The 255-nt window shown below is 56.5% G+C and carries 1 rRNA gene; it reads left to right on the top strand.

The features are described 5' to 3' along the window. Positions 1-255 (top strand): 16S ribosomal RNA (locus PGC35_RS22155); the annotation flags it as partial.

Here is a 255-nt window from a genome sequence, read left to right as displayed (position 1 = left end):
GAAGAAGCTTGCTTCTTCTGATTTAGCGGCGGACGGGTGAGTAACACGTGGGCAACCTGCCCTGTAGATTGGGATAACTCCGGGAAACCGGGGCTAATACCGAATAATCCATTCCCTCACATGGGGGGATGTTAAAAGACGGCATCTCGCTGTCACTACAGGATGGGCCCGCGGCGCATTAGCTAGTTGGTGAGGTAACGGCTCACCAAGGCGACGATGCGTAGCCGACCTGAGAGGGTGATCGGCCACACTGGG

Source organism: Psychrobacillus sp. PGGUH221 (genome assembly GCF_042055255.1).
In the GTDB taxonomy this organism is placed as follows: Bacteria; Bacillota; Bacilli; order Bacillales_A; family Planococcaceae; genus Psychrobacillus.
The sequence above is the reverse complement of the archived record's forward strand: the minus strand, read 5'-3'. Positions and strand labels throughout refer to the sequence as shown.